At 71.0% G+C, this 23,225-nt stretch carries 24 protein-coding genes; 13 read left to right on the forward strand and 11 right to left on the reverse strand.

The features are described 5' to 3' along the window. Window positions 1-624: 624 nt before the first annotated feature. From HQQ79_RS15050 to HQQ79_RS15065, 4 genes are all read right to left on the reverse strand, one after another. Window positions 625-846 carry a cold-shock protein gene (locus tag HQQ79_RS15050; RefSeq protein ID WP_307858961.1) on the reverse strand — a complete coding sequence of 74 codons (222 nt, stop codon included), beginning with the start codon at window positions 844-846 and terminating at the stop codon, window positions 625-627. 4 nt (window positions 847-850) lie between these two features. Next, window positions 851-1,960, reverse strand: a complete 1,110-nt coding sequence (locus HQQ79_RS15055; RefSeq protein WP_110864824.1) for an acyl-CoA desaturase — start codon at window positions 1,958-1,960, stop codon at window positions 851-853. A gap of 134 nt (window positions 1,961-2,094) precedes the next feature. Further along, a complete protein-coding gene (locus HQQ79_RS15060; protein ID WP_173035376.1) occupies window positions 2,095-3,135 on the reverse strand; it encodes an AraC family transcriptional regulator in 1,041 nt (346 codons plus the stop codon). Next, complete coding sequence (locus HQQ79_RS15065) at window positions 3,129-3,461, reverse strand: hypothetical protein (RefSeq protein WP_173035378.1); 333 nt, start codon at window positions 3,459-3,461, stop codon at window positions 3,129-3,131. Before HQQ79_RS15065 ends, HQQ79_RS15060 begins: the two co-directional genes overlap by 7 nt. A 183-nt stretch (window positions 3,462-3,644) precedes the next feature. On the opposite strand from HQQ79_RS15065, the gene HQQ79_RS15070 reads away from it, so the two are divergent. The 4 genes from HQQ79_RS15070 to HQQ79_RS15085 all read left to right on the forward strand — a co-directional run bounded on the left by HQQ79_RS15070 (window position 3,645) and on the right by HQQ79_RS15085 (window position 6,964). Then, window positions 3,645-4,433 (forward strand): helix-turn-helix transcriptional regulator, encoded by a 789-nt coding sequence (locus HQQ79_RS15070; protein WP_173035380.1) that lies wholly within the window; start codon window positions 3,645-3,647, stop codon window positions 4,431-4,433. Beyond that, the gene (locus HQQ79_RS15075; RefSeq protein ID WP_173035382.1) at window positions 4,426-5,139 is read left to right on the forward strand and encodes a GAF and ANTAR domain-containing protein; all 714 of its coding nucleotides are present in this window, start codon (window positions 4,426-4,428) and stop codon (window positions 5,137-5,139) included. The genes HQQ79_RS15070 and HQQ79_RS15075 overlap by 8 nt, the downstream gene beginning before the upstream one ends. After that, complete coding sequence (locus tag HQQ79_RS15080; protein WP_173035384.1) at window positions 5,136-5,849, forward strand: GAF and ANTAR domain-containing protein; 714 nt, start codon at window positions 5,136-5,138, stop codon at window positions 5,847-5,849. The genes HQQ79_RS15075 and HQQ79_RS15080 overlap by 4 nt, the downstream gene beginning before the upstream one ends. Window positions 5,850-5,917: 68 nt before the next feature. After that, complete coding sequence (locus tag HQQ79_RS15085; protein WP_173035386.1) at window positions 5,918-6,964, forward strand: LacI family DNA-binding transcriptional regulator; 1,047 nt, start codon at window positions 5,918-5,920, stop codon at window positions 6,962-6,964. A 70-nt stretch (window positions 6,965-7,034) separates the two neighbouring features. Here the strand turns inward: HQQ79_RS15085 and HQQ79_RS15090 are convergent, their stop codons facing one another. Genes HQQ79_RS15090 through HQQ79_RS15105 form a run of 4 tightly spaced genes read right to left on the reverse strand, consistent with a single transcriptional unit; the run spans window position 7,035 to window position 12,714 of the window. Beyond that, window positions 7,035-9,542: a TIM-barrel domain-containing protein gene (locus tag HQQ79_RS15090; protein WP_173035388.1), complete on the reverse strand. Its 2,508-nt coding sequence runs from the start codon at window positions 9,540-9,542 to the stop codon at window positions 7,035-7,037. 10 nt (window positions 9,543-9,552) lie between these two features. After that, a complete protein-coding gene (locus tag HQQ79_RS15095; protein WP_250898895.1) occupies window positions 9,553-10,464 on the reverse strand; it encodes a carbohydrate ABC transporter permease in 912 nt (303 codons plus the stop codon). Beyond that, window positions 10,461-11,417 carry a carbohydrate ABC transporter permease gene (locus tag HQQ79_RS15100; protein WP_071246778.1) on the reverse strand — a complete coding sequence of 319 codons (957 nt, stop codon included), beginning with the start codon at window positions 11,415-11,417 and terminating at the stop codon, window positions 10,461-10,463. The genes HQQ79_RS15095 and HQQ79_RS15100 overlap by 4 nt, the downstream gene beginning before the upstream one ends. Before the next feature lie 25 nt (window positions 11,418-11,442). Then, on the reverse strand, window positions 11,443-12,714 hold the full coding sequence (locus HQQ79_RS15105) for an extracellular solute-binding protein (protein ID WP_173035390.1): 1,272 nt from the start codon (window positions 12,712-12,714) through the stop codon (window positions 11,443-11,445). A gap of 353 nt (window positions 12,715-13,067) precedes the next feature. Here HQQ79_RS15105 and HQQ79_RS15110 point away from each other — a divergent pair, with 353 nt between their 5' ends. Both HQQ79_RS15110 and HQQ79_RS15115 read left to right on the forward strand, forming a co-directional pair. Next, on the forward strand, window positions 13,068-13,352 hold the full coding sequence (locus HQQ79_RS15110) for a YrhK family protein (RefSeq protein ID WP_027464831.1): 285 nt from the start codon (window positions 13,068-13,070) through the stop codon (window positions 13,350-13,352). A gap of 54 nt (window positions 13,353-13,406) precedes the next feature. After that, entirely contained in the window at window positions 13,407-15,236 is a 1,830-nt protein-coding gene (locus HQQ79_RS15115; protein WP_254066330.1) for a BCCT family transporter, read from the forward strand. A gap of 178 nt (window positions 15,237-15,414) precedes the next feature. Here the strand turns inward: HQQ79_RS15115 and HQQ79_RS15120 are convergent, their stop codons facing one another. Continuing rightward, window positions 15,415-16,569 carry a low temperature requirement protein A gene (locus HQQ79_RS15120; protein WP_173035392.1) on the reverse strand — a complete coding sequence of 385 codons (1,155 nt, stop codon included), beginning with the start codon at window positions 16,567-16,569 and terminating at the stop codon, window positions 15,415-15,417. A gap of 158 nt (window positions 16,570-16,727) precedes the next feature. Here HQQ79_RS15120 and HQQ79_RS15125 point away from each other — a divergent pair, with 158 nt between their 5' ends. The 3 genes from HQQ79_RS15125 (at window position 16,728) to HQQ79_RS15135 (ending at window position 17,884) form a co-directional block, all read left to right on the forward strand. Continuing rightward, the gene (locus tag HQQ79_RS15125; protein ID WP_173035394.1) at window positions 16,728-17,084 is read left to right on the forward strand and encodes a nuclear transport factor 2 family protein; all 357 of its coding nucleotides are present in this window, start codon (window positions 16,728-16,730) and stop codon (window positions 17,082-17,084) included. Between the two features lie 240 nt (window positions 17,085-17,324). Continuing rightward, window positions 17,325-17,570: a hypothetical protein gene (locus HQQ79_RS15130; protein ID WP_173035397.1), complete on the forward strand. Its 246-nt coding sequence runs from the start codon at window positions 17,325-17,327 to the stop codon at window positions 17,568-17,570. Between the two features lie 5 nt (window positions 17,571-17,575). Then, a complete protein-coding gene (locus HQQ79_RS15135; RefSeq protein WP_173035399.1) occupies window positions 17,576-17,884 on the forward strand; it encodes a hypothetical protein in 309 nt (102 codons plus the stop codon). On the opposite strand, the gene HQQ79_RS15140 is transcribed toward HQQ79_RS15135, so the two are convergent. Together HQQ79_RS15140 and HQQ79_RS15145 are read right to left on the reverse strand one after the other, a co-directional pair. Next, complete coding sequence (locus HQQ79_RS15140) at window positions 17,853-18,773, reverse strand: NmrA family NAD(P)-binding protein (protein ID WP_173035401.1); 921 nt, start codon at window positions 18,771-18,773, stop codon at window positions 17,853-17,855. The two genes, HQQ79_RS15135 and HQQ79_RS15140, sit on opposite strands and share 32 nt — an antisense overlap. Beyond that, a complete protein-coding gene (locus tag HQQ79_RS15145; protein ID WP_071404274.1) occupies window positions 18,770-19,363 on the reverse strand; it encodes a MarR family winged helix-turn-helix transcriptional regulator in 594 nt (197 codons plus the stop codon). Before HQQ79_RS15145 ends, HQQ79_RS15140 begins: the two co-directional genes overlap by 4 nt. A gap of 92 nt (window positions 19,364-19,455) precedes the next feature. On the opposite strand from HQQ79_RS15145, the gene HQQ79_RS15150 reads away from it, so the two are divergent. Genes HQQ79_RS15150 through HQQ79_RS15165 form a run of 4 tightly spaced genes read left to right on the forward strand, consistent with a single transcriptional unit; the run spans window position 19,456 to window position 23,225 of the window. After that, window positions 19,456-20,637 carry an epoxide hydrolase family protein gene (locus tag HQQ79_RS15150; protein ID WP_173035403.1) on the forward strand — a complete coding sequence of 394 codons (1,182 nt, stop codon included), beginning with the start codon at window positions 19,456-19,458 and terminating at the stop codon, window positions 20,635-20,637. Between the two features lie 40 nt (window positions 20,638-20,677). Further along, a complete protein-coding gene (locus HQQ79_RS15155; RefSeq protein WP_111057399.1) occupies window positions 20,678-21,325 on the forward strand; it encodes a MerR family transcriptional regulator in 648 nt (215 codons plus the stop codon). Next, on the forward strand, window positions 21,322-22,284 hold the full coding sequence (locus HQQ79_RS15160) for an NAD-dependent epimerase/dehydratase family protein (protein ID WP_173035405.1): 963 nt from the start codon (window positions 21,322-21,324) through the stop codon (window positions 22,282-22,284). The genes HQQ79_RS15155 and HQQ79_RS15160 overlap by 4 nt, the downstream gene beginning before the upstream one ends. Then, window positions 22,281-23,225 (forward strand): hypothetical protein, encoded by a 945-nt coding sequence (locus tag HQQ79_RS15165; RefSeq protein WP_367948111.1) that lies wholly within the window; start codon window positions 22,281-22,283, stop codon window positions 23,223-23,225. The genes HQQ79_RS15160 and HQQ79_RS15165 overlap by 4 nt, the downstream gene beginning before the upstream one ends.

The raw sequence follows: 23,225 nt of genomic DNA on the forward strand, positions 1-23,225 counted from the left end.
GCCGGCCTGCTGAACAAGACCTTCGGCACCGACGCCGTCAAGCGCGGCCTGCTCGTCGGCACCGCCACCATCACCGCACAGATCAAGTAACACCCCGCACCACCCCAGTCGGCCCGGACCACGCAGCAGCGCGGTCCGGGCCGACTTGCGTTGCGCGCCGAGCGTCGTGCGCCTGGTGGAACCGGGCGTACCTGGCAGAACCGGGCGTACCTGGCAGAACCGGGCGTACCTGGTGAGTTCTTTCGACCAGGTACGCCCGTTCTTGCGAACCAACGCGCTTGCGATGGGAAAGAACGGGCGCACAAACGGACGGGAGGCCCGGTGCCAGCTGGCACCGGGCCTCCCGTCCGTCTCGTCGCGCGCCGGGCCGGCGGCCGCCGTCGTCACGGGCTGGGCGACACCCCACGCGCTCACGTTCGCGAGAACTGTCGCTCACCGCGAAACACAGCCCAGCCCGCAGGCGGGGGCACGGGCCGCTGCCGAGACTCGGTCCCGCGGACACGTTGCGGGTACAGGGAGCCGCCGTCTGTCCGGCAGGGCGAGACTCGGTCGGCCGCGGCCACTCGCGCAACGAGCAACGCCCCGACCGGACCGGTCGGGGCGTTGCTCGTGGTGTGGTGCCGATCAGCGGATGATCGAGATGTTGTCCGCCTGCGGGCCCTTCTTGCCGGGTCCGATCTCGTACTGCACGTGGTCGTCCTGGGCGAGCGGCGGGGAGCCGGTCGCCGCGACGATGCTGGAGAAGTGCGCGAACAGGTCCTGGGACCCGTCGTCGGGGTGGATGAAGCCGAACCCCTTGCTGTGGTCGAACCACTTGACGGTGCCCGTCGGCATGGCGGTCAGCACGGCGTCAGTGGATGCGCAGCTGCGCGACCATGGGGCACGCGAAGGGGTCGCGGGCGGCGAGGCCGACGCGGTTGAGGTACCGGACGACGATGCCGTACGAACGCAGCAGCGTCGTCTCGGTGTACGGCACGTCGAGGGTGTCGCAGTGGTCCCGCACCAGCAGGCGGGCCTGCTTCAGCGCCGGACGCGGCATCGACGGGAACAGGTGGTGCTCGACCTGGTAGTTCAGCCCGCCCATCAGGAACGACACCCACCAGCCGCCACGGATGTTGCGCGAGGTGCGCACCTGGCGGGAGAAGAAGTCGACCTTCGCGTCGTGCGCGATGGTCGGCATGCCCTTGTGGTTCGGGGCGAACGAGGCGCCCATCATCACGCCGAACACGGCCAGCTGCACCCCGAGGAACGCACACGCCATCCCGAACGGCAGGAACCAGAACACGACCGTCAGGTAGATCGCGAACCGCGCCACGAGCAGGGCGCCCTCGATGAGGCGGTGCTTCTTGTCGGCCTTGGTGCCGTTGCCGGTGACGATCGACATCACGGCGTAGCGGTGCAGGTTCAGGCCCTCGAGTGTGAGGAGGGGGAAGAAGAGCCACCCCTGGAAGCGCATGAAGGTCTTCATCGCGCCGCCCTTGACGGCGGCGGCGTCCTCGGGCAGGAACCGGATGCCGTCGGGGGCGATGTCCGGGTCCTTGCCGACGGTGTTGGGGTTGCCGTGGTGACGGGTGTGCTTGTTCATCCACCACGAGTAGCTGAGGCCCACGAGGAACGTGCCGAGCCAGCGGCCCGCGCGGTCGTTCCACTTCTGGGACTCGAACACCTGACGGTGCGCAGCCTCGTGCGACAGGAACGCGAACTGTGTGAACAGCACACCCAGCGCACCGGCCACGATGAGCTGGAACCACGAGTCGCCGAGGAACGCGAACGCGACCCAGGTGAGGGCGAGGCTGCCGACGAGTGCGCCGAACAGTGCCCAGTAGAAACCGGTACGACGGCGCAGGAGGCCGTTCTCCTTCACCTGCGCCAGGAGCGCGGAGTAGGTCGAGGTGCCCTTGCGGGCACCCGTAGCGGGACGAGTGCGGGTGTAACCCGGAGCGAGCGGAGTGGTGGTCATGTGGACCGCCTTCCGGTACGGATCGGTCCTTCAACCGGTTCGAGGGAGTTCACGCGATTGCGCTTGCGGCGACCCTAGGGGCCGAACTTGCGTGTTCACCGTGGTGTCCGGAACACGTTGCGCAGTGCACGAACTCAGCCCGCGTGACGCTCCGGACCGTCTGCGCACCGGCCGGACGATGCACGCAACGTCTGCCCCGGGTACTCCCCGAACCGGCGGAAGTACGTGCCCGAGAACCGCCCCAGGTGCCGGAAGCCCCAGGCCATCGCGGCTTCGCTCACGCTCGTCTCGTGACGGCCGCTGGATTCGAGGGCCGCGTGCACCCGGTCGAGCCGCATCTGCAGCAGGAACGTCATCGGCGAGACACCGTGCTCCCGCATGAACGCCGTCTGCAGGGTCCGCGGACTCACACCCACGGCGTCGCAGATGTCGGCCAGGCACAACGTCCGCTCGCAGTGTCCTTCGAGGTAGGCCTCGGCGAGCTCGACCGTCGACGGCGTCACCGCACGGCGGAGGACCGCGGGCGTCCGCACCCCGAAGGCTCCGAGCACGGCTTCGACCAGCGCGACCTGCGCGGCGTTCCGGGTGCCCGAGGTGAACCCGTCGCGCGTCGCCGTGACCGCCACCTGCTCGACGCACCGGCGCAGGTGTTCGAGGGCCGCGACGGCGGGCTCGGCACCCCGCGTCGGCAGTTCGGACGCTGCTCCCAGCGACGAGCGCACCTGGTCGAGGAGCGACCGGTCGATGCTCACGAGCTGCAGCGTGCCCTTCGGGGCGCGCACCGAGAACTCCCCGGACGTCGGCATCAGGACGGGCGTGCCCGGGCGGGTCTCGAGGACGACGCCGCCCTCGACGGCGATGCGGACACCGCCGGTGCTCGACCACCCGACGACGATGCGGTCGATGGGCTCGAAGACCCCGGAGAAGCCGGAGGTCGCCGATGCCGTGACGAGGCTCACGCAACCGTCGCGGCGGGTCCGGTAGCGGAACCGGAACGGCAGCCGGAAGGCGTCGTCCTCGACGTCGAAGCGCACGTCACGACCGTGCCCGGCCTGGGCGAGCACGCGTGCGGCGAAGGCACGGTCGGTACCGGATCGTTCGGTGCGGCGTCGCTGCGCGTCGATCCTCGCGGTGACGGTCCGGGCGCCGTCGGTCCCGTGGACCGCGGTCAGCACGGTGCCTCGTCGACGTGCTGTCCGCAGCGGCGCTCGAACCAGGCGCGGGCGTCCTGCAGGCTCGCACGCCGGTCGTGCTCGTGCAGCGCCGCCATGAGCGTGCAGTCGAAACCCTCCACCGTGCGCTCGATGAAGCCGAGGAGCATGTCCGGGTCCCCCCAGGCGGCCGCGGCGTCGACGACCCGCCAGCAGCCGGAGTCGACCGGCTGGACGCGGATGTCCGTCGGGTCCGTCGCGGCGAGCGCACGGATCCGGTCTGTGTGGACGACCTGCTGCCAGACGGCCGAGTCGGTCACCGTGGTCGAGGTTCCCTGTGCGTGTCCCATCGCGCCTCCCTGTCGGTTCGATGTGGCGCATCGCTTCGACCGCGATGCACGAGACACTTTCAGTATCGACAGGACGATTCCGGTCATGTCAGGGGTTGACTTCGTACCGCGCAAGGTGGATCATCCGCGGCCTCGATCGGAGCCCTGGGAGCGCGCCATCGGCGGGTCCCGTACGGTCGGCACATGAGCGACGGGAGCAGCGCGACCCAGGACGGCCCGCCCCGACTCTCGCGTGCGGTCCGGGATGCGATGCGGTTCGTCCACGAGCAGGCGGCGACCCACATCACCGTCGCCGACGTCGCCGCGGCCGTGCAGCTGTCGCCGCGGAGCCTGCAGAAGCGGTTCCAGGCCGAGATCGGGCAGTCCCCGGGAACCTTCCTGCGCGCCGTGCGCCTCGAGGGGGTCCGTCGCGACCTGCAGGCAGCGTCCGGTGCGCCGGACCGCCGGACCATCGCGGAGATCGCCGAGCGCTGGCAGTTCAGCAACGCGGGCCGGATGGCTGCGGCGTTCCGCGCGGCGTACGGCATCGCACCGTCGTCGGCGCTGCGCTCCTTCGTGCCCGAGGACGACGAGGACGGCGCACCGAGCCTGTCGGACCGGAGCCAGCGACGCTTCCGCCTGGTGCTCGACTGCGAGGTCGACGTCGACGACGCGAAGGCGGTGCTCGCCGGTGCCCTGCAACGCGCAGGGGCCGGTCCGTGGCGTGACTACCGACCGGACGGGGGCAGCGAGGACCTGATGGCGTTCCTGCTCGGCAACGCGGTGCGGACGGTGGTGCGTGAGACCCCGGGTGTGAGCCTCGTCGCCCTCGATGCGATGCTCCGGGTGCAGGACGAGCAGGGGTCGTACCCGCCCGCAGAGCTGCCGGCCTGGCGCGCCGGCCCACCGCCGAATGTGCCTGCGCCGTCCGGATCGTCCGACACCGACCAGCGCGTAAGATCGAGAGACGGCAGGGAAGGCGCCCATGGATGACGCATTCGAGCGTGCACTCCGTGCGCTCCGGTCGGCGGAGATCGCCGACGACGAACTCAGTCGGCCGTTCGCGCTCGCGCTGCCGATGGGCGGTGTCTCGATCTCGACGTTCGGTGAACTGTGCCCGAGCGAGACCGTGTCCGCGACCGACGAGGTCGCCACGCGGATCGACGAGATCCAGCTCGACCTGTCCGAGGGACCGTGCTGGACCGCGCTCGCGACCGATGCCCCGGTGCTGGAGACGGATCTCGTGCAGCGCCCGAACGCCGCGTGGCCCGCCTTCAACGATGCCGTTCGGAGCGAACCCGTCGGCGCGGTCTTCGCGTTCCCGGTCGCCTTCGGGCCGTTCCCGCTCGGCGCGATCGACGTGTACGTGCCGGAGCCCGCGACGATCGAGGACGACACCGTACGGCAGGCCATGACCCTCGCCTCGGCCGTCAGCCGCCGGGTCCTGCGCCGGGCGCTCCGCTCCATCGCGGACGAGGACGACGCCCTGCTCGATCGGAGCCCGTCGTCGCGGCGCGTGGTGCACCAGGCCACCGGCGTCGTGCTCGCGCAGCTCGACATCAGCCCCGAGGACGCCTACCTGCTGCTGCAGGGCCATGCCTTCGCCCGTCGGACGACGATGCGGCGGGTGGCGGAGGAGATCCTCGACGGCACGGTCCGGTTCGAGAAGCGCGGCGACCTGATCGAGGAGGTCCAGTGACGACGGCAGGCCGAGAAGCCCGGATCCTCGAGACGTTCACGTCGCTCACCGACACCCTGGTGGACGCCTACGACGTCGTGGAACTGCTGCAGACCCTGGTCGAGACCTGCGCCGACGTGCTCGGCATCGACGCCGCGGGCATCCTGCTGGCGAACGATGACCAGGAGCTCGAGGTCGTGGCCTCCACCTCCGAGGCGACCCGTCTCGTCGAGGTACTGCAACTCGATGCCGAGGCCGGCCCCTGCATGACCTCGTTCGCGACCGGACGGGTCGTGACGTGCCCGGACATCGAGATGGCTCCGGCGGAGTGGGCGATGTTCCGCACGGGAGCACTCGAACTCGGGTTCCGGTCGGTGCACGCCGTCCCGCTCCGGCTGGGGAGCAACGTCATCGGCACGCTCAACCTGTTCGGTGCAAGCGTCGGTGTGCTCGCGGAGTCGGACCTGCGCGTCGCCCGGGCCCTGGCGGACGTGGCGACGATCGGTATCCTGCACGAACGCTCCCTGCGCGAGCACGAGATCGTCCGCGCGCAGCTGCAGCGGACCATCGGGTCGCGCGAGGTGATCGAGCAGGCCAAGGGCGTCGTGTCGTACCTGCGCGGCGTCTCGATCGACGACGCCTTCGCGGTGATCCGCGGGTACGCGCTCGAGCACCACGAGCCGCTCTCCGAGGTCGCCCGCGCGATCGTGCAGCGCCGACTCGTCCCCTGACGACCACGAGCGAGCACGGCCCGGCCGGTCCGACGCGTCCGGCGAGTCCCGCCCGCTACGGTGAGCGGATGGGCAAGGTCACACTGCAGGACGTCGCCGCACACGCCGGCGTCTCGATGAAGACCGTGTCCAACGTCGTCCGCGGCTACCAGCACGTCAGCGACCCGATGCGCAGCCGGGTGCAGGCCGCGATCGACGAGTTGGGCTACCGCCCCAACGTCTCGGGCCGGTCCCTGGCGACCGGACGCTCGAACATGCTCGCCTTCGCGTTCCCCGACCTGCGGCGTCCGTACTTCGCCGAACTCGCCCACGTGTTCTCGCGGGTGTGCGCCGACCGCGGCTACCAGCTCCTGCTCGAGGAGACCGGCGGCGACCCCGACGGTGAACGCTCAGCGGTGCTGGGACGCGAGGCCGGTGTGGTCGACGGGGTCGTGATCCACCCGCAGGTACTCACGCCCGAGGCCATCGACCGGATCCGCGGGGACACCGCCGTGGTGTTCCTCGGCGAGGACGTCCGGCCCCCGCACGCCGACCAGGTCGTGATCGACAACGCCGGGGCCGCCACCGAGGCCGTCGCGCACCTCGTTGCGCTCGGCTGCCGCCGCATCGGGTTCTTCGGGCACGAGACCGGCCCGTCGTCGCGCACGTCCGGACTGCGTCTGGACGGCTACCGCGCCGGACTCGTCGCCGCGGGCCTGCCGCTCGACGACGCGTTGCTGGTCCCCCGCGAGGTCGGTGACGCCGCCGGTGCCGAGGTCGCCTTCGGCGCCGCGCTCGACGCCGGACTCCGCGTGGACGGTCTGCTCTGCCGCGACGACCTGGCCGCGCTCGGGGCGCTCCGGGCGATGCACCTGCGCGGCCTGGACGCCCCCGGCGACGTCGCCGTCGTCGGGTGGGACGCGGTCGGACTCGGGTCGAGCCTGGTGCCGAGCCTGACCTCTGTCGCACCCGACACGGTCGCCCTCGCCGACACCGCGCTCGACCTGCTGGTCGAGCGGATGGACGGCTCCGACGTGCCCGGCCGGCTGGTCACGGTCGGCCACCGCCTGCTCGTCGGCGAGAGCGCGCCGTACGCGGACGGCACGTCCGACCGGGCGGCGCACCAGCGCGCGTGAACGGCGGACGGGAGGCCCGTGGCGGCGCCGCCACGGGCCTCCCGTCCGCCTTTTCCCCCGTCGATTGCCGTCAGCGGCCTGCGGGAGCCGACTCCCCCGGGTGCACGCTGCCGAGCAGCTCGACGACGACGTCCCGCAGGGCGTCGGGCAGGCCGACGGTGCCGAGCTCGACGATGCGGTCCGCACGCGGCAGGTCCTTCGCCACGACCTCCCACGCCTCGAGCTTCTCCGGGTTGCCGGCCTGCGCGCCCTCGAGGACCCGCCGCACGGCCTCCCGCGCGTCGACACCGACGACCGGAGCGCCGACCAGCGTGACCGACCCGCCCGACGCCGAGTCGACGGACAGGTCGACCGAGAACCGGTCGGCCGAGCGTGCCGACGTCGGTTGCCCGTCGGCCGGCGCGGCGAGGAACGTGACCCGCCAGTCGCGGTGGGCGGGGACGACGTCCAGGGCCCCGGTGGCGGCGTGCACCCGGAACTCGGCGTGTGCTGGGTCCCAGGTCAGGCGGGTCCGGGCGGTGCGGCTGCCCTCGCCCTCGTGGTCCTCGACCATGGTGAAGTCACCCGGTGCGCCTGGGGCGACGAGCACCTCGAAGGCCGTCGGGTTGACGGTGGCGTCGAGCTGGTCGGCCGCCGCGAGCGGCAGGATCCCACCGGCGCGCAGCAGGACCGGCACCGTGTCGAGCGTGCGGTGCAGGTCGACGAACCGGTCGCCCGCGTACACCGTGCCGGTGAAGACGTCGGTCCAGGTGCCCGGCGGCAGCCAGGCCCGGGCGACCCCGTGTCGGCTGACCGGGTCGCGCGGCGCCACGATCGGGGCGACGAGCAGCTCCGAGCCGAACGCGTAGGTGTTCGGCACCCGGTACGCCTCGTCGCGGCGCGGCTCCAGGTGGTAGAGCGGCCGGACCAGTGCGGTGCCCTCGGCGGTGCCGTGGTTCATCGTGTGCAGGTACGGCACCAGGCGGTGGCGGAAGCGCAGTGCCTCGCCCATCGCGGCGCGGGCCTCGGCGGGGAACACCCACGGCTCCTTGCGGATGAACGGGTTGTTCGCGGAGTGCAGGCGCATGATCGGTGAGAACACCCCGAACTGCACCCAGCGGGTGGCGAGCTCGTCGTCGCGGACGCCGCGGGTGTGGCCGCCGATGTCGTGGCTCCACCAGGGGTAGCCGATGTTCGCGGCGGTGGCGGTGAACTCGGGCTGGAACGCCAGGGATGCCCACGACACGACGGCATCACCGGAGAACCCGACGGCGTACCGGTGGCTGCCGGGGCCGGCGTAGCGCGAGAAGGTCATGCCGTCGACGGGGACTGCTGTTGCGTCGTCGTCGGTGGCCGTGTCCGCGCCGCTGTCAGGCCTTGCGTCGGCGTCACCCGATGCCGCGTGCCGCGCCGAGTCGAGCAGGTGGAAGTGGTTGAGCAGCCACAGCGGGTCGACCCCGGGCAGTCCGGTCTCACGACCCTGCTGCCAGTCGATCCACCAGAAGTCGACCCCCTGCTCCTCGAGCGGGCGGTGCAGCTGTTCGAAGTAGGCCTGCAGGAACCGCCGGTCCGTCGGGTCGAACGCGATCGGCCGCTCGGTCTCCGGGTCGACGCCCATCGCCCGGGCCACCGCGGGGTAGGCGTCCTCGAACGCCCGGACGCCGTCGGCCGGGTGCAGGTTCAGCGTCGTGCGCATCCCCCGGCGGTGGAGCTCTGCGAGGAAGGCCCGCGGGTCCGGGAACAACGACGGCTCCCACGAGTACCCCGTCCAGCCGTTGCCGAAGCGCGGCGGGACGGAGTCCACCCGGTGCCAGTCCATGTCGATGACGGCGACCGAGAACGGCAGGTGTTCGTCGGCGAAGCGGTCCAGCAGCTCGAGGTACGAGGTGTCGCTGTACGGGTGGTACCGGCTCCACCAGTTGCCGAGTGCCCACCGCGGCATCCGCGACGGCGGCCCGGAGACGGCATGGTAGGTGCGGAGCGCAGCGTCGTAGTCGCGGCCGTACGCGAAGACCGTGACGTCACGGCGCCCGGGGACCCGCGTGCCGATCCAGCCGTCGTCGGCGAACAGGAACGACTCGCTGTCGTCGAGCGCGGTGATGCCGTCGCGGGCCAGGATCCCCGGTTCGAGCGGCATCCGGCCGTCGACGTCGTCGAGGGTGCGGCCGGTGCCGCCGAGGTCCCGCGGCTCCTGCCCCCAGCGCCAGCGGTTGGCGTCCGGGCCGGTGGTCTCGACGACCAGGCCGCTCGGGCTGAAGGGGCGGCCGTCGTAGCGCAGGCGGGCGCGATCGGTGGTGACGACGACGCCGGCGGCGGTGCCGGTGCCGGTGCCGTCGGCCGCGGCCGTCCGCTCCACGGTGAACGTCGGCACGGGCAGGCGGCGGCGCATCGCGAAGGTCGATGCCCGGTCCTCGAACCCGCCGTCGTCGCTCCACTCGATGCGGAACGCCCCGGCGTCCAGCACCGTGATGCGCCAGTGGTCGCCGGTGACGACGGCTGCGGGGTCGGCGACCGGGTCCGAACCCGGGAACGGACGGATGGTGGGGAGGACGGTGCCGGTGGTGCCGGTCGTGCTGGTGCCGGTGGTGCTGCTGCTCACGTGGTGCCTCTCAGCTCTTGACCGCGCCCTGCGTCACGCCGCTGATGACCCAGCGCTGCGCGAACAGGTAGACGATGATCGTGGGCGCCATCGCCATCAGGTACGAGGCGAAGGCGACGTTGTAGTTGGTGCCGAACTGACTCTGGAAGATGTTCTGCACCACGGGCAGGGTCTGCAACCCCGGATCCGCCGTGATGAGCGACGGCATCATGAAGTCGTTCCACGATGCCAGGAACGCGAAGATGCCGACCGTCGCGTTCATCGGACCGAGGAGCGGCAGGATGATCCGCCAGAAGATCTGCCACGTGGACGCCCCGTCGATGCGGGCGCTCTCCTCGAGTTCGACCGGGATCGACCGCAGGTACGCCGAGTAGAGCAGCACGCTGAACGACAGTTGGAACATGGCGTGCAGGATCCCGACGCCGATCGGGTTGTCGAGGCCGATCTCGGCGGTCAGCTTGATCTGCGGCAGCGCCACCACCGGGAACGGCAGGAACATCGCCGCGAGCAGGTAGACGAACGAGTACCGGAAGAACCGCTTGTGCCAGTTCCGGACGATCGCGTACGAGGCGAACGAGCTGAGCAGCAGCGTCGCGACGACGGTGAGCGCCGCGACGCCCAGGGACACCGAGAAGGACACCGGGAACCGGGTCAGCTGCCAGGCCTCGGCGAAGGAGCCCGGGTTGAACGGGAACGGCAGCGAGAGCGCGTTACCGTCGACGGACTGCTCGGTCGTCTTGAACGCCATCGAGAGCGTCACGTACAGCGGGATGAGCACGGTCAGCGACGCGAGGCCGAGGACCACGGTCAGCGTCCAGTTCGTGCCGCCCAGTCGTCGGCGGTGGCCGCGGCCGGAACGTCCGCCGCCGGCGGTGGTCACGGCGCGGGTGTCGGTCGGGGGTCGTGTGTCGATGGCGGTCATGCGAGTCGCAGGTTCCTTCCGCGGGTCGCCGCGAGCTGCAGCACGGAGATGAGGACGGTGATGATGAAGAACACGGTCGCGTTCGCCATCTGGTAGGCGTAGTCGCCGCCGGTGAAGCCGCCGAAGATGGTCATCGCGACACTGCTCGTCGCGCTGCCGGGGCCACCGTTGGTCAGACCGACGATCACGTCGTAGGCGCCGAGGTAGCCCTTCACGCCGAGGACGGTGTTGATGACGATGAAGCCGCCGAGCAGCGGGAGCGTGATCGAGCGGAGCTGCTTCCAGCCGGTCGCGCCGTCGAGCGCACTGGCCTCGTACAGCTCCTCGGGGATCGACGTCAGGCCCGCCGTGTAGATGAGGAGCGCGCCGGGCACGGTCTGCCAGGCGGACACGATCACGATCGCGAGCCAGGCGAGGTTGGGGTCGCCGAGGATGCTCTGCTCGAGCGGGCCGAAACCGACGCTCGTGGCCAGGGCTGGCACGGTGTTCGAGAACAGGAAGTTGAACACGTAGGCGACGATGATCCCCGAGATCACCATCGGGATGACGAACACCGACCGCAACCCGGCGGCGAACCGGATCTTCTTCGCCAGCGCGATCGCCAGGGACAGCGCGACGACCTGCGTGACGACGACGGTGACGGCCGCGAAGCCGAGCGTGAACCCGTACGACGCCAGGATCGCCGGGTCGGAGACGAGCGCCCTGTAGTTCTCGACGCCGATGAAGTCCCACTGCCCGAACCCCAGGTAGTCGGTGAAGCTGTAGAAGACGCCGACGCAGGCGGGGGCGACGACGAACGCCGTGAAGAGCACGAGGGCCGGCACGAGGAACAGGTAGTACATGCCCTCCGTCCGGTGGAGGGAACCCACACGACGGTGCGTACGGGACGCCGCGGTCGCCGGTCCGGACGTTGCCGGGTCGGTGTCGCGGGAGAGCGGGGTCTGCATGGTCATGGTGGCTCCTGTGTCCTGATCCGGCTCAGACCGTCGCGGAACGGCCGGCGAGCCGCCGCCAGTCCGAGTCGAGCCGCTGCAGCATCGAGGTGAAGTCGCCGCTCCGGATCGCCGACTGCAGGTAGTTGCCGAGCGGGATCGACGTGGGGATGAAGGTGCCGGCGCCCTGGTAGAACGCGGCATCGTCGACGTACTGCTGCAGGCCGGCGAGGCGCTCGTCCTGCTGCGGCGGTGCGTCGATGCGGGGCGAGTACGCCAGGTTGTCGCGGTTGTAGGCGTCGATGACCTCGGGCTGCATGAGGAACTCGACGAGCTCCTTCGCCTGCTCCGGGTGCTCGGACGCCGTGGGGATCCAGAGCCCGAGGTCGATGTTGACCCGGGCCTTGCGGTCGGCCGGGTCGTTCGACACCGGCAGGGCGAAGGTGCCGACGGGCAGCTCCTCGTCGATCAGCGCGATCTGCCCGAGCGCCCACGGGCCCTGCAGGTACATCGCGGCCTCGCCCTTGCCGAACGCCAGGTTGCCGTCGGCGTAGGCCCGGGTGGCGTGGTCGCGGTTGAAGAACGACGAGATGGTCTTCGCGCGCTCCATCGGCACCGCGAAGTCCTTCTCGAACGACACCTCGGAGTCGGGGCCGACGTCGGCGCCGAGAGCCTTCATCTTGCGGAAGAACGAGCCGGTGTCGACGAGGCTGCCCACGGAGTAGTCGAACAGGCCCTGCCAGAGCGTCCAGGTGTCCCGGTCGGTGGCGTAGATCGGCGTGATGCCGGCCTTCTGCAGCGTCCGGCAGACCTCGACGAACTCGTCCCACGTCGTCGGGACCGGCAGGTCGTGCTCGGCGAAGATCCGCTTGTTGTAGATCACCCCGGCCGCCGCGAGCGAGTACGGCAGCACGCTCGTGCGGTCCTCGAACTTCGCGTACTGGTTCGTCAGGGTGTCGATGTCCGGTCGGACCCGCGCTGCCGACGGCAGGTCGCTGAGGTCGCTGAGCACGCCGCGCGAGATGTACCGGGCGAGCTCGAGGTTGTCGTTGAAGCACCCGACGTCCGCCGGTTCACCGCGCACGAACTGCGGGGCGATGGCCGCCGTGCTGTCGTGCACGACCGACATGCCGGCGTGCTCCCCCTCGAACCTCCGCAGCAGCTTGTCGAAGTACGCGATGACCTCCTGCTTCTGCTCGTAGAAGCGGAGCGTCGTGGCACCGCCGGCGGCACGCTCCGGGGTCGCGCACCCGGCGAGCGCCATCGTGCCGAGTGCGATGCCACCGGCCGCGCCCGCGAGGAACCCGCGCCGGCTCACCGCCGCCTGGAGTGTTGCGGTCCTGCTTCCCACCATCGGGTCTCTCCCTCGTTGCGCATCGTCGCGCAGGCTCCTGTTTACAGCGCTGTAAAGCGTACGTCAACGTTGTAATCGCATGTGGCAGTGGGCGGTGCGCCCCACGGACGGGAGGCACGGTGCCAGCCCGCCCCGCGCCTCCCGGCCGCCGCGCCGCGCGACCACGGCCGCGAGCCGCCGCCTGGTGCGAGGTTGCGCACTCCGTGCGGCGCCCGGAGCGCCGCACGGAATGTGGAACCTCGCACGGAGCGCGCCGTGCCCTCGGGACGAGCACGACCGCTGGGACGGACACGCCACGGAGCTGGCAGGATCGTCTGATGGCTGAGGACGAACGGGACATCGCACTCCGGGTGGGGCACGAGGAGCTCCGCATCCGCGGGGTCTACGAGACGATCAGCATCATCAACGACGTGATGGTCGCGCTCTGGTTCATCGTCGGCAGCGTCCTCTTCTTCTCCGAGAGCACCACGACGGCCGGCACGTGGCTGTTCCTGATCGGGAGCATCCAGCTGCTCATCCGTCCCGTCATCCGGCTGTCGCGGAGACTCCACCTCGGACGGGTCGGCCGGGGGAACCCCACGGAGTCTGCGCGCGATTTCTGAACCACGACACGCCTGGGCGAACACACAGGATCGCGAGCAGGCACCATGGACTGCATGGCAAGCACCACTCCTCCCCTGCCCGGACCCGTGACCACGACGCCGCAGTTGCGGCGGTGGGTGTTCTGGCCCGCCGCCGTCATCGTGCTGGGGTTCGTGGCCTTCACCCTGATCTCCCCCTCCACCGCCGAGGCGCTGTTCCTCGGTCTGCAGGACGGCATCGTCAAGAACTTCAGCTGGTACTACGTGCTGATCGCCGCGTTCTTCGTCGGCTTCTCACTGTTCGTCGGCTTCAGCCGCTTCGGTGACATCAAGCTCGGCAAGGACCAGGACGAGCCCGAGTTCTCGACCGGTTCGTGGTTCGCACTGCTCTTCGCCGCCGGCATGGGCATCGGCCTCGTCTTCTACGGCGTCTCCGAGCCCCTCAGCCACTTCGCCTCCCCGCGCCCCGGCGTCACCGGCACCGAGAAGGAGCTCGCGCAGCAGGCACTGACCCAGACGTTCCTGCACTGGGGCCTGCACGCGTGGGCGATCTACGTCGTCCTCGGCCTGGCCCTGGCGTACGCGATCCACCGCCGGGGTCGCCCGGTGTCGATCCGCTGGGCCCTCGAACCGCTGCTCGGCAACCGCGTGCGCGGCGGCTGGGGCAACCTGATCGACGTGATCGCCCTGGTCGGCACGCTGTTCGGCGTCGCGACCTCGCTCGGCCTCGGGGTCATCCAGATCGGCGCGGGGCTCGAGAGCGCCGGCATCGCCGACAGCAGCATCGTCAGCCAGATCGCGATCATCGCGGTGATCACCGCCGTCACGATCGTCTCGCTCGTCACCGGCGTGACCAAGGGCATGAAGATCCTGTCGAACTTCAACCTGCTGCTCGCCGCCGCACTGCTGCTGTTCGTGCTCATCGTCGGCCCGACGCAGTTCCTGCTCCGTGACTTCGTGCAGTCGATCGGCTCCTACCTGCAGAACATCGTCGGCCTGTCGTTCAACGTCACCGCCCAGCAGGGTGCCGAGGGCGAGGCCTGGCAGGGTGCCTGGACCACCTTCTACTGGGGCTGGTGGATGTCGTGGGCGCCGTTCGTCGGTGTCTTCATCGCCCGCATCTCCAAGGGCCGCACCGTCCGCCAGTTCGTGTTCGGTGTCCTGCTCGTGCCGACCGCGCTCACCTTCCTGTGGTTCGCCGTCCTGGGCGGCACCGCGATCCACCGCCAGACCGACGGTTCGGGCGGCCTGATCGGCTCGGACGGCTCGGTCGACATCGAGGGGTCGCTGTTCGCGGTCCTCGGCGACCTGCCCGCCGGCATGGTCCTGACGTACGGCGCGATCCTGCTCATCGGCGTGTTCTTCGTGACCTCGTCGGACTCCGGGTCGCTCGTGATGGCGATGATCGCGTCGGGCGGTGACATCGAGCCGAAGAACTGGCTGCGAGTCTTCTTCGCCGGTGTCGCTGCGCTGCTCGCCGTCGCCCTGCTGCTCAGCGGTGGACTGAACGCGCTGAAGACGGCGGCGATCACGACCGCGTTGCCGTTCAGCATCGTCCTGTTGCTCACCTGTTGGTCGACGATCATCGCCTTCACCCGCGAGCGCCGTGCCTACGACAAGGCTGAGCGCGAGGTCCTGCTCGAGCACGTCGGCGCCTACTACGGCCTCGAGGTCGAGGCACCGACCGAGCGTCCGGCACGGTCCGGCCTCGGCCGTCCGTGGGCCGCGGTGAAGAACCGCGTGCGCGGCGGCCGCGGAACCACGTCCCCGACGGTGGAGGCCGGTGCGCTCGACGACTTCCCGGTGCGGCCGTCGTCGATCTCGGCCGACCCGGCGGTCGACCCGAGCCTCGACGCACGTCCGGCGTCGGACGACGGGCCCGCGACGGAGCAGCCCGAGCGCTGACACGGCGCGCGGCGCGGCGCCACGCGCCGCGCGCGCCGTGTGGTGCGAGGTTCCGTTCTCGGTGCGACGAACGTGCCCTCGCACCGGAGACGGAACCGCGCACGGGCCGTCGACGCGACCACCTGACGGACGGGAGGCGCGGTGCCAGCTGGCACCGTGCCTCCTGTCCGTCAGTCCGTCAGGTGTCGGTCCGTGCGGACGCGACCTCGAGGGTCACGACGACCGCCACCACGGCGAGCGCCGTGACCGGCAGCGACACCGCCGGCACCGCGATCGACGCGAGGACCACGAGCACCAGGGCCACCACGACGGCGTTGGCCCGTGCCGACAGCGACGGCCGGATCGCGAGCGCCCAGATCGACAGCACGAACACGGCGACCGGCACCGCGACGGTCGCGGCGACCGAGGCGGACGACAGCTCGACGTGGCCGGCGTCGGCGCTGACCGCGACCTCGATGCCGGCCGGCAGGGCACCGGCGGCGGCGAAGACGAAGTAGTGGCCGTAGCCGAACACGAGCGCGGTGGGCAGCGAGCGGATGTGCGCGTGCTGCTCGCGGGAGAAGTAGATCCACCACATGCCGACGGTGATCACGAGCCCGCAACCCGCGAGCGCCAGCAGGGCTCCGAGGTGCTCGGTGTGCGCGACGGCGTCGATCACCGCGCCGGCCGAGGCCACCAGCCCCTCGCCGAGGACGATGAGGGTGAACAGGGAGAACCGCTCGGCCAGGTGCCGGGTGTGCCACGGGGCTGTCCCCGTCGAGGTCTGCGCCCAGATCGGCACGGACAGTTCGGCGAGCACGAGGAACGGCGCCGCGTAGGACCAGACGTCGTCGGGCAGGGCCAGGGAGACCACCCAGAGCACCTGCACGACCGTGATGCCGACGGCGTGCAGGGTGGCGGTGCGGCGGTAGCGGGTGGAGGACGCGGCGGCGCGGATCCACTGCCCGACCAGGGCCAGCCGCATGACGACGTAGCCGATGATGCCGATCGTGAAGTCGTTCTCGACCATGGCCGCGTGCACCCCGGCGGCGAGGACGAGCACCCCGGCCATCTGCACGAAGGTCATCACGCGGTAGAGCCAGTCGTCGGTGTCGAACGACGTGGCGAACCACGTGAAGTTCATCCAGGCCCACCAGATCGAGAAGAACACCAGCCCGTAGGCCAGGACGGCGGAGGTGACGTGTCCCTCGAGCTCGATCTCGTGCAGGTTCGTGGCGGCGAAGCCCACCGCGACGACGAACACCAGGTCGAACAGGAGCTCCAGGGGGCTCGCCGCCCGGTGTCGCTGGTCGGGGTCGCGCGGCACCATCCGGCGGAGTCCGATGGTCGTCATGGGGCCAACGGTAGGGCCCGGCCCGACGCCGTGCCAACGCGCGTGTCGCGGGTCGGTCGAATCCCGTCGGGTCGGGCCGGGTCTGGCCGACGATCCGTCGCAGCGAACCCGTGTTTGCCGCACACTTGACCGAACAGCCGACAACCGACGGAGCCACGATGTCGCAACCGCTCGAATCGCTCATGCACGCCAACCTGTTCGAGGTGTTCGGGGAACGGGACCCGGAGCGCCGCCGCGCCGCGATCGAGCGGACCTACGCCCCGGACGTCGTCTTCCTGGACCCTGACGAGGTCGTCACCGGCCACGAGGCCCTGCACGCCAAGGCGCAGCGCCTGCTCGACGAGGCCCCCGGGTTCGTGTTCTCGCCTGCCGGCCGGGTCTACGAGAACCACGGGATGGGGTACCTCGCCTGGCACTTCGGCCCCGAGGGAGCACCGCCCGTCGTGTCCGGCATGGACATCTGCTTCATCGAGGGCGATGTCATCGCGAAGGTCTACACGCTGCTGACCGACTGACCGCCACCTCCCGCAGGTCACTGACGGACTGGAGGCCCGGTGCCAGCTGGCACCGGGCCTCCAGTCCGGCGTGCGGCATGGTCGAGCCACTGGCGCCGTCGTGCCCGCGGTCTGCGTGTGGCGGATCGTCCAGGCGGTCCGGTTTGGCCGCGTGCCGAGGGACTGATGCCGCTCCGGGAATGTGCGGTGGAACGGCCGTGCGAGGATTCGTCAACCGCAATCCCGAGGGGAACGACCACCATGGCCACAGCTCGCACGCTCCACTGGATCAGCACCGTGCTCCTCGCCGTGGGGTTCCTCGGCGTCGGCGCCCTGATGTACGACGCGTTCTACGGCCCGGAGGGCGGCGGCGCGAACATCGGCCTCGGCCTCGTCCTCATCCCGTGTCTCGGATCAGGCGTCGTCGGGCTCGCGTTGGGGGCAGCGGCCTTGGTCGCGACGTGGTGGGGCGCCCGGGCCGAGCGCTCGCGTGCCGCGGTCCGGTGACACAGGTGTCCGCCCCGTCCGCTCCGCGGCCGTGGACGCTGATCGCCGTCGTGGTGCTGGTGGGCTGGACGATCGTGACGGCGCTGCTGTTCCCGGTCGCCGGGGCCGACGAGCACGAGGGGCCCGGCAACCAGGTCTGGCGGACCTCGTCGAGCACGCTCGGCGTGCCGCTCTCACCCGAGTGGGACGTCCTCGTCTGGCTCGCCGCGCTCGCGCTGGTGCCGGCCGTCGTCGTCGGTCTCGCGTTCCTGTTCCGCCGCCGACGACCGCACACCGCGCCCGTCAGTCCGTCGCCGGGTGGCCCTGCCCACTGAGGTGTGCGCGGAGCACATCACGGACACTCGTCCACGAGTGCACGCCGTAGCGGTCGTTGTCGACGTGGTGCAGCTGGGCCTGCCCGCTGAACATGCTCACGAAGTACTGCATCCCCTGCCATGCCGGGAACGTCTCGTCGGGGTCCTTCGACAGGCGCCGGCCGACGGCGCTCATCGCGGACAGGGTGCCGGTGGTGCCGGCCCACTGCAGCCGGAAGCGCTCCCCCGTCAGCTCGCTCATGGTGCGTGCGACGTCGCGGGCGGTGACCTGGTCGCCCGCCATCTCGATCACCCGCGGAGCATCGTCGTCCAGGGCGGCGAGGGCCGTGACCCGGGCGACGTCGTCCTTCGTGGTGAAGTCGAGCACCTGGTCCGCCGACGACCAGAACAGCACGAGCCGACGGCCGGACAGGATCATCGGGGCCTCGCCGGTCAGCAGGTCGGTGAACATGCCGGTCAGGATCGAGGTCGCCTGCACCGGGGCCGCGTCGAGGTCGGCGGCGAACTCGCGCCGCAGCTCGAAGTTGCGGTTGGTGCCGGGTGCGATCCGCCGGTAGTCGGCCGAGTAGTCGGACGGGATGAACCGCCGGACGCCCGCCGCCACGGTCGCGGCGAGCAGCGCGCGCTGGGCGTCGACGATCACCGGACGTGTCCCGCTCACGGCGGAGACCACGACGTCGGCCCCGCTGACGGCCCGGGTCAGGGCGTCGTGGTCGCCGTACTCGGCGGCGACGACGTCGACACAAGCGTCGTCGCCGAAGCGTTCTGCGGCGGTCCTGCTGCCGGGCCGGGTGAGGACCCGGACCCGCACGTCGTGCTGGGTGAGCTCGCGGACGATGCGGTGCCCGAGGTCGCCGGTGGCGCCGGCGACGAGGATGGTGGTGGTCATGGGCGGGGCCTCACTGCAGTGGTGGTCGACGTGGTCGTCGCGGTGCGCCGTCGGGATCGCTCCGGGACGGCGAGGGGGTGTTGGAACGTGGGGTCTGCCTGGTCCGGTCCGGCGGTGCCGAGCCCGGCGGTGAGCGCGACGCGGGCCAGCAGCCGGCGCAGGGTCGTCTGTTCGTCGTCGTCGAGGTGCCGCATGAGCACGCCCTCGGCGCCGCGCAGGGCGGACCGTGTCCGGGCGAGCAGGGCACGGCCGGCGTCGGTGGGGTGGACCTGCCGCACCCGCCGGTCCGTCGGGGCGGGGCGACGCTCGACGAACCCGCCCGCCTCGAGCGCGTCGACGATGTAGGTCATCTGGGTCTTGTCGATCCCGAGGCGCTGCGCGAGTCCGAGTTGCGACGACGGTTCCTCGGTGGTGGTCGCGACGAGCACCTGGTAGCCACGAGGACCACCCGGCACGTCAGCGACCGCCTCACTACCCAGCCGCGTGAAGCCCTGGAGCGCCAGCGGCAGCGCCCACCCGAGTTCGGATTCGATGCCCTCGGCACCCCAGTCGATCTCGGGGAGTGCATCGGTCGGCGTCGGACTGTCCATACTGGAGACCGTACCGGAACAAGATCGTCTTGTGCAAAGATCATCTGCGATCAAGACGGACAGCCGCCGAGACGCCGAGCACCGAGGACCCCATGTCGGACACCGCAGCCATCACCCCGTTCACCCTCGACGTCCCCCAGGCGGAGCTCGACGACCTACGCCGCCGTCTGCTGGCGACCCGCTGGCCCGATGCCGAAACCGTCGAGGACACCTCGCAGGGACCCCGACTCGAGAAGGTCCGCGCCCTCGTCGAGCACTGGAGGACGGAGTACGACTGGCGCCGGACCGAGGCGCTGCTGAACGGCTGGGGTCAGCACACGACCCGGATCGACGGGCTCGAGGTCCACTTCCTGCACGTCCGGTCCGCCGTCCCCGGTGCCCGCCCGCTCCTGCTCACCCACGGCTGGCCCGGTTCCGTCCTGGAGTTCCGCCACGCGATCGGCCCGCTCACCGACCCGGTGGCGCACGGCGGCGACGCGGCGGACGCGTTCCACGTCGTGATCCCGAGCCTGCCCGGGTTCGGCTTCTCCGGGAAGCCGACGACCACCGGGTGGAACACCGCCCGGACCGCGAGGGCCTGGTCGGTGCTGATGTCCCGGCTCGGGTACACGGACTGGTTCGCCCAGGGCGGTGACCTCGGCGCCACCGTCACCGCGGAGCTCGCAGCCCTGCAGGCCGCCCGGGACATCGGACTCGCCGGGATCCACCTCAACATGGCGCTGTTCATGCCGACGGACGACGAGGCCCGGAACGCGTCCCCCGACGAACAGGTCATGCTGCAGGAGAGCGGCCACTACTGGCAGGAGCTGTCGGCCTACTCGCAGCAGATGTCGACCCGCCCGCAGACCATCGGGTACTCGTTGGCGGACTCCCCCGTCGGGCTGGCGTCGTGGATCTACGCGATGTTCCAGGACGTCGGCGGCTCGCACGACGAACACGGCGATGCCGAGCGGCTCTTCCCGCTCGACGAGATCCTCGACGACGTCATGCTGTACTGGCTGCCGAACACCGCCGCGTCCGCGGCGCGCATCTACTGGGAGGCGACCCGCACCGGCTGGGCCACCCCGGGCACCGTCGAGGATCCACTGACCCTGCCCGTCGGCCTGAGCATCATGCCGGGCGAGTACGTCCGCCGGTCGCGCCGCTGGGCAGCGCGCCGGTACACCGACCTGGTGTTCTTCAACGAGGTCGCGCGCGGCGGGCACTTCGCGATGCTCGAACAGCCGGAGCTGCTCGTCGACGACGTCCGTGCGACGTTCCGGAACCTGCACTGATGCCTTGTGGACCGAGAGTAGATACCACTAGTCTCCGATAGTGCGAATATCTGAACTTGCCCGAGCGGCGTCCACGCCGGTCACCGCCGTCAAGTACTACCAACGCGAAGGCCTCCTGCCCCCCGGCGAGAAGTCTGCGCCGAACCAGACCGCCTACGACGACCGGCACGTCGAACGGGTCCGGCTCGTCCGGGCACTCCTGGAGACCGGCGGGCTCTCGGTCGCCGTGACGAAGCAGGTCCTGGCCGTGCTCGACGCCGAGACCGCACCGCTGGCCGAGGTCTTCGCCGTCGCCCAGTACGCCATGACCACCCCGCGCTCCCCCGAGTCCGAGGCAACCCCGGAGGCCCGCGCCCGGATCGAGGAACGGGTGTCGGCCGCCGGCTGGTGCGCGACGTCGGACAACCCGGGACTCGAGACCGCGGCCCGGGCGCTCGACGGGCTGCGCACCATCGGGTTCGACGCTCCGGACGACTACCTCGACGCCTACGTGTCGGCAGCGGCGAGCGCGGCACGGGCCGACGTCGCAGCACTGCAGCACCGCGACGGCCGGACCGCGATGGCGGAGCTGATGGTGATCGGCACCGTCCTCGGCGATCCGCTCTTCGCGGGACTCCGGCGCCTGGCGCAGCAGGACGCCACCCACGACCTGTTCCCCGTTGCCGACACGGACGAGGCCGGCGCATGACCGCTCCGCTGCACGTCGTCCTGGGCGGCAACGGTGTCGTCGGGCGCGAGACACTCCGCGCACTGCGTGAGCACGACGTCGCCGCCGTGTCCGTCGGCCGGCGCCCGTCGACAACAGCAACGGCAGGCAACAACGAGAGCGAGAGCGGCAACGCCCGCACCGACCACGTCATCGCCGACCTGCTCGACCCCACCGCCGTCCGCCGCGCACTGCACGGTGCCGACGTCGCGTACCTCGTCGTCGGCCTGCCGTACTCGTCGGGGGTCTGGGCGGACCAGTGGCCGCGGATCGTCGACAACACCGTCGGAGCAGCCCTGGCCGAGGGCACCCACCTGGTGTACCTCGACAACGTCTACGCCTACGGTCGCGTGTCCGGGCCGATGACCGAGGCGACCCCGATCAACCCCGCCGGCCGGAAGGGTGCGGTGCGCGCGGCCGCCCTCGAGCAGCTGCGGACCGCGGCTGACCGAGGACTGGCCGTCACCGTCGGGCGGAGCGCCGACTTCACCGGCCCCGGCGCGACGACGAGCGTGTTCAACGGTTTCGTCGTCGACCGGATCGCCGCCGGCAAGCGCCCGACCTGGCTGCTCGACGCCGACCAGCCGCACTCCCTCACCGCCACGACCGACATCGGCGACGCGCTCGTGACCCTCGGTACCGACGACCGTGCGACGGGCCGGACCTGGCACCTGCCGACCGCTCCAGCGCTGACCGGTCGGCAGTACGTCGAGCTCGCCGGGGTCCCCGCCGCCGACACCGCGGTGATGTCGTCGGCCACGCTGCGCGTCGGTGCGCTCTTCACCACGTCCGCCCGGGAGACGCTCGAGCTGCGCTACCAGTACACCGACCCCTACGTCTTCGACTCGTCGGCGTTCGAGCAGACGTTCGGCGTGCAACCGACCCCCACCGCCGCCGTCGTGGCCGCCGCCCTGCTGCACGCCCGGAGCGTGGCCCGGTGATCGCCGCCGTCCGTCGAGCGGTCGCGTGGCACCCGGCACTCATGGCCGTCGCCGGCCTGATGGTCGTCTCCACCGCGGTCTGCCTCGTCGGACTCGTCGTGGATCCCCGGACCATCCTCGGGGCACCGGCGTGGATGAAGCCCCTGAAGTTCTCGCTGTCGATCCTGCTCTACGCCGTCACCTGGGCGTGGCTCATCGCCCACCTGCCGAAGTGGCGGACGCTCGCTCGCCGACTCGGCACAGTGGTGGCCGTGGCCCTGGTGGTCGAACAGGTGCTCATCGTGTGGGCCGCCGCGACCGGCACGACGAGTCACTTCAACGTGTCGAACAGCGTGCACGTGGTGGTGTGGGCGGTGATGGCGGTCGCGATCACGACGCTCTACCTCTGCACCTTCGTCACCTCGATCGCACTGTTCTTCCTGCGCCTGCCCACCCCGGCACTGACGGTCGCCGTCCGCGCCGGTGCCGTCATCGCGCTCCTCGGCATCGGGGTCGCGTTCCTGATGACCGGCCCGACCCCCACCCAGCTCACCGCCCCGGACGGCATCGTCGGCGCCCACACGGTGGGGATCGCGGACGGCGGACCCGGAGTGCCGCTGCTCGGGTGGAGCACCGTCGGCGGTGACTACCGGGTCGCCCACTTCGTCGGCATGCACGCCCTGCAGGTACTCCCGCTCGTGGCGCTCCTCGTCGCCGCCGCGGGTCGGCACCTGCCGTGGCTGGCACACCCGACCACGCAGGTCCGGATCGTGGTCGTCGTCGCGGTCACGTGGGCGGCGGGCACCGTGCTCCTCACCGTGCAGGCCGCGGTCGGACAGTCGGTCGCCCACCCCGCCGGCACGGTGGCCGCGGTGGCGTGGTCACTCGTCGTACTGGCTGCGGCCGCGAGTGTGGCCGTCCTGCTCCGCGCCCACACTGCTCCGGTGGTGCGACCGCGCTGA

This window comes from Curtobacterium sp. VKM Ac-2852 (assembly GCF_013205045.1).
GTDB classification, from domain to species: Bacteria; Actinomycetota; Actinomycetes; order Actinomycetales; family Microbacteriaceae; genus Curtobacterium; species Curtobacterium flaccumfaciens.

Excerpts from the sequence above, each read along its gene's own strand:
- HQQ79_RS15055 (WP_110864824.1), bottom strand. The coding sequence starts at position 1,960 with ATGACCACCACTCCGCTCGCTCCGGGTTACACCCGCACTCGTCCCGCT.
- HQQ79_RS15065 (WP_173035378.1), bottom strand. The coding sequence starts at position 3,461 with ATGGGACACGCACAGGGAACCTCGACCACGGTGACCGACTCGGCCGTC.
- HQQ79_RS15070 (WP_173035380.1), top strand. The coding sequence starts at position 3,645 with ATGAGCGACGGGAGCAGCGCGACCCAGGACGGCCCGCCCCGACTCTCG.
- HQQ79_RS15075 (WP_173035382.1), top strand. The coding sequence starts at position 4,426 with ATGGATGACGCATTCGAGCGTGCACTCCGTGCGCTCCGGTCGGCGGAG.
- HQQ79_RS15085 (WP_173035386.1), top strand. The coding sequence starts at position 5,918 with ATGGGCAAGGTCACACTGCAGGACGTCGCCGCACACGCCGGCGTCTCG.
- HQQ79_RS15095 (WP_250898895.1), bottom strand. The coding sequence starts at position 10,464 with ATGACCGCCATCGACACACGACCCCCGACCGACACCCGCGCCGTGACC.
- HQQ79_RS15100 (WP_071246778.1), bottom strand. The coding sequence starts at position 11,417 with ATGACCATGCAGACCCCGCTCTCCCGCGACACCGACCCGGCAACGTCC.
- HQQ79_RS15110 (WP_027464831.1), top strand. The coding sequence starts at position 13,068 with ATGGCTGAGGACGAACGGGACATCGCACTCCGGGTGGGGCACGAGGAG.
- HQQ79_RS15115 (WP_254066330.1), top strand. The coding sequence starts at position 13,407 with ATGGCAAGCACCACTCCTCCCCTGCCCGGACCCGTGACCACGACGCCG.
- HQQ79_RS15120 (WP_173035392.1), bottom strand. The coding sequence starts at position 16,569 with ATGACGACCATCGGACTCCGCCGGATGGTGCCGCGCGACCCCGACCAG.
- HQQ79_RS15125 (WP_173035394.1), top strand. The coding sequence starts at position 16,728 with ATGTCGCAACCGCTCGAATCGCTCATGCACGCCAACCTGTTCGAGGTG.
- HQQ79_RS15130 (WP_173035397.1), top strand. The coding sequence starts at position 17,325 with ATGGCCACAGCTCGCACGCTCCACTGGATCAGCACCGTGCTCCTCGCC.
- HQQ79_RS15140 (WP_173035401.1), bottom strand. The coding sequence starts at position 18,773 with ATGACCACCACCATCCTCGTCGCCGGCGCCACCGGCGACCTCGGGCAC.
- HQQ79_RS15145 (WP_071404274.1), bottom strand. The coding sequence starts at position 19,363 with ATGGACAGTCCGACGCCGACCGATGCACTCCCCGAGATCGACTGGGGT.
- HQQ79_RS15150 (WP_173035403.1), top strand. The coding sequence starts at position 19,456 with ATGTCGGACACCGCAGCCATCACCCCGTTCACCCTCGACGTCCCCCAG.
- HQQ79_RS15160 (WP_173035405.1), top strand. The coding sequence starts at position 21,322 with ATGACCGCTCCGCTGCACGTCGTCCTGGGCGGCAACGGTGTCGTCGGG.